This is a genomic window from Noviherbaspirillum denitrificans (assembly GCF_002211445.1).
In the GTDB taxonomy this organism is placed as follows: Bacteria; Pseudomonadota; Gammaproteobacteria; order Burkholderiales; family Burkholderiaceae_D; genus Noviherbaspirillum; species Noviherbaspirillum denitrificans.
The window spans coordinates 4430764-4433731 of the sequence record NZ_LSTO01000001.1 but is presented as its reverse complement, the minus strand read 5'-3'; the positions used below and the strand labels follow the sequence as shown (position 1 = coordinate 4433731).

Annotated in this window: 4 protein-coding genes; 2 read left to right on the top strand and 2 right to left on the bottom strand. The window is 61.6% G+C overall.

The annotated features are described in order from the left end of the window. Window positions 1–115: 115 nt before the first annotated feature. Both AYR66_RS21465 and AYR66_RS21460 read left to right on the top strand, forming a co-directional pair. Window positions 116–538, top strand: a complete 423-nt coding sequence (locus AYR66_RS21465; RefSeq protein ID WP_088709197.1) for a hypothetical protein — start codon at window positions 116–118, stop codon at window positions 536–538. A 17-nt stretch (window positions 539–555) separates the two neighbouring features. After that, a complete protein-coding gene (locus AYR66_RS21460; protein ID WP_206047245.1) occupies window positions 556–1740 on the top strand; it encodes a cystathionine beta-lyase in 1185 nt (394 codons plus the stop codon). Window positions 1741–1747: 7 nt separating this feature from the next. Here the strand turns inward: AYR66_RS21460 and AYR66_RS21455 are convergent, their stop codons facing one another. Beyond that, entirely contained in the window at window positions 1748–2110 is a 363-nt protein-coding gene (locus AYR66_RS21455) for a DUF4870 family protein (protein WP_088709195.1), read from the bottom strand. A gap of 15 nt (window positions 2111–2125) precedes the next feature. Then, on the bottom strand, window positions 2126–2968 hold an 843-nt coding region (serB, locus tag AYR66_RS21450), incomplete at its 5' end, for a phosphoserine phosphatase SerB (RefSeq protein ID WP_088709194.1).

The window sequence follows — 2968 nt, the reverse complement described above, 5'->3', positions numbered from 1 at the left end:
CGGCGTCGTGTACGTGAAGCCGCCTTACGAGCCGCACCGCAAGTTGAAGGTCGGCGAATTCGTGGACGTGAAGGTCACCGCCGCCGACGCGCACGACCTGTGGGCGGAAGCATAAATGGCGCGCATTGTCGCGGCCGTGCTGGCCGCCTTCCTGTTCGCCGGAACGAGTGCCCATGCCACGACGCAGGCAGAGGCGGTCGCCAGCAAGATGCAGTTTGTACAGCCCGTCTCCCTGCGCGGCACCCTCGGCACGGAACCCATCCAGGTAACCTTGCGTACCAAGGAAGAGTTCGAGGACGGCATTGAAGGTGACTATTTCGTGTTCGGCAGCGGGCAAAGAGTCCTTCTGGCCGGCGAAATCGATGGGGAAGACCTCTTCCTCGAGGAGTCCGCTAACGGTACCGACGTTTCCGGCCAGTGGGAGGGCAAGATGGCGGGTGGCGTGATTACCGGCGAATGGCAGTCTACGGACGGCAAGTCCAGCAAGCTGTTCGAGCTCCGAATCGTATCCCCTGCGGCAAAACCAGCCAAACCCTGATCGCGCGGAGGCAATGCGTGTCTGACAGCAAATCGCTTCAAACTTCGCTCATCCATTCCGATTACCAGGCGCCGGAAGGTTTCGGCGCCTTGCCGGTCGCGGTACATCGCGCATCGACCGTCGTCTTCAAGGACGTTGCGGCCTTGCGCTCGCGCGACTGGCGCGAGAAGAACGCCTACACCTATGGCCTGCACGGCACGCCGACCAGCTTCACGCTTGAGGCAAGGCTGGCGGCGATCGAGGGCGGCACCCACTGCCTGCTGGCGCCAAGCGGCCTGTCCGCCATCGCGATGGTCAATTTCGGCCTGCTCAAGGCAGGCGACGACATGCTCATCCCGGACAACGCCTACAACCCGAACCGCGACCTCGGACGCTGGCTCGCACAGGATTACGGCATTTCGACCCGGTTCTACGATCCGCTGATCGGCGCCGGCATTGCCGGACTGATCCAGCCGAATACGCGCCTTGTCTGGACGGAAGCACCGGGTTCCGTGACGATGGAAGTCCCCGATATTCCCGCCATCTGCAAGGCGGTCAGGGAGCGCCGCAGCGGGGGACAGGACATCCATGTCGCGATGGACAATACCTGGGCGGCCGGCATTGCCTTCCGCGCCTTTGACCACGGCGTCGATATCGTGATGCAGGCGCTGACCAAGTACCACTCGGGCGGTTCCGACGTACTGATGGGCGCGGTCATCACTCGCGACAAGGAACTGAACCACCGGCTCGGCCTGGCGCACATGCGCGTCGGCTTCGGTGTGGGGATGGATGATGCCTACCTCGTGCTGCGCGGTTTGCCGACGATGAAGTTACGCTTCGACGCGCACGATGCGGGCGCGCGCAAGGTCGCTGCCTGGCTGAAGGCGCGGCCGGAGATCGAGCGGGTCCTGCATCCGGCATTTGCGGATTGCCCCGGGCATGAAACCTGGCAGCGCGATTTCACCGGGGCAGGCGGGCTGTTTTCCGTCGTCTTTGACGAACGCTATACCGAAGCGCAGACTGATCGTTTCGTCGATAGCCTGAAGCTGTTCAAGATCGGTTTCAGCTGGGGCGGCGCGCACAGCCTGTGCGTGCCTTACCGGGTGCAGACAATGCGCAGCAACTGGACGTCGAAGGGGCAGCTGATCCGCTTCAACATCGGTCTGGAAGATGCGGACGACCTGATCGCGGATATCGAGCAGGCGCTCGGGTTGCTGGCCTGACGCCGGATTACACAGTCATCGGCTTGTTGTCGTTCAGGTCCAGCAAGCCCTTCAGCAAACGATAGGCCTTCCACACCCAGGCCACCGTCCAGACCAGCCAAGCGAGCGGTATGCCGACGACCGTCAAAAACAGCACGCCGCCGATCACCATCCAGAACAGGTACCACCAGAACGACCGAATCTGCCAGCGGTGGTGGCTGTAGACGAAGGTGCCTTCCGCATCATCTTTCTTGATGTAGTTGATGATCAGCGGAATCCAGGAAAATGCACCGAGCGAGAACACGAAGCTGATTCCGTGCATCAGGTAAAGCCACCACGCAAGGTTCTTGGTGGATTGCAACCTAGAGTCAAGCACGAGTTCCTGCATCATTCCGTCTCCCTGAAGTTACGACAACAAGTTTAGGACTCCATCCAGGCCGACAAAATTCAGTGCCACGTCGGCTTGCGCCCGGACAACAGGCTTGGCGCGGAAGGCGACCGACAGGCCGGAGATGCCCATCATCTTCAGGTCGTTCGCGCCGTCGCCCATCACAATAGCTTGTTTCGGGGAAACTCCCAGCTCCGCGCAAACGCGTTCGACCGTCGCCTTCTTTTCATCCGCGTCCACGATAACGCCGACCACGCGGCCGGTCAGCTTGCCGTCTTCAATCTCCAGCACATTGGAGTGGGTGTAATCGAGCCCGAGGCGGGTTTTCATGCGGTCGGTGAAATAGGTGAAGCCGCCGGACACCAGCAGGGTTTTCAGGCCCGCTGCCTGGACGGCTGCCAGCATTTTCTCCGCGCCGAGGGACAGCTTCAGCCGTTCGTCATACACGCGCTGCAGCGCCGATGCATCCAACCCCTTGAGCAATGCCACGCGCCGGGTCAGGCTTTCGCGGAATTCGATCTCGCCGCGCATCGCGGCTTCGGTGATTTCCGCCACTTGCGGCTTCAGGCCCTGCATGTCGGCGATTTCATCGATGCACTCGATGGTGATGAGCGTGGAATCCATATCCATCGCCACGAGCTTGAAGTCCGACAGCTTGCGTGCGCCGTCGACGAAGGTGTGATCGAGTTGCGCGGCAAAGCATTCCGCATCGACCCGGGCCTTGAGTTCGTCCGAGTAGCTCACGCCTTCGCAACGGTACGCGGTGGAATGGATGGGAACAACGCGTTCGGCATTCGCCAGGGCGGAGATGCGGTCGATGACGGAGCGGTCGGCGGTCAGGCCTTGCAGGATCAGGTTCAT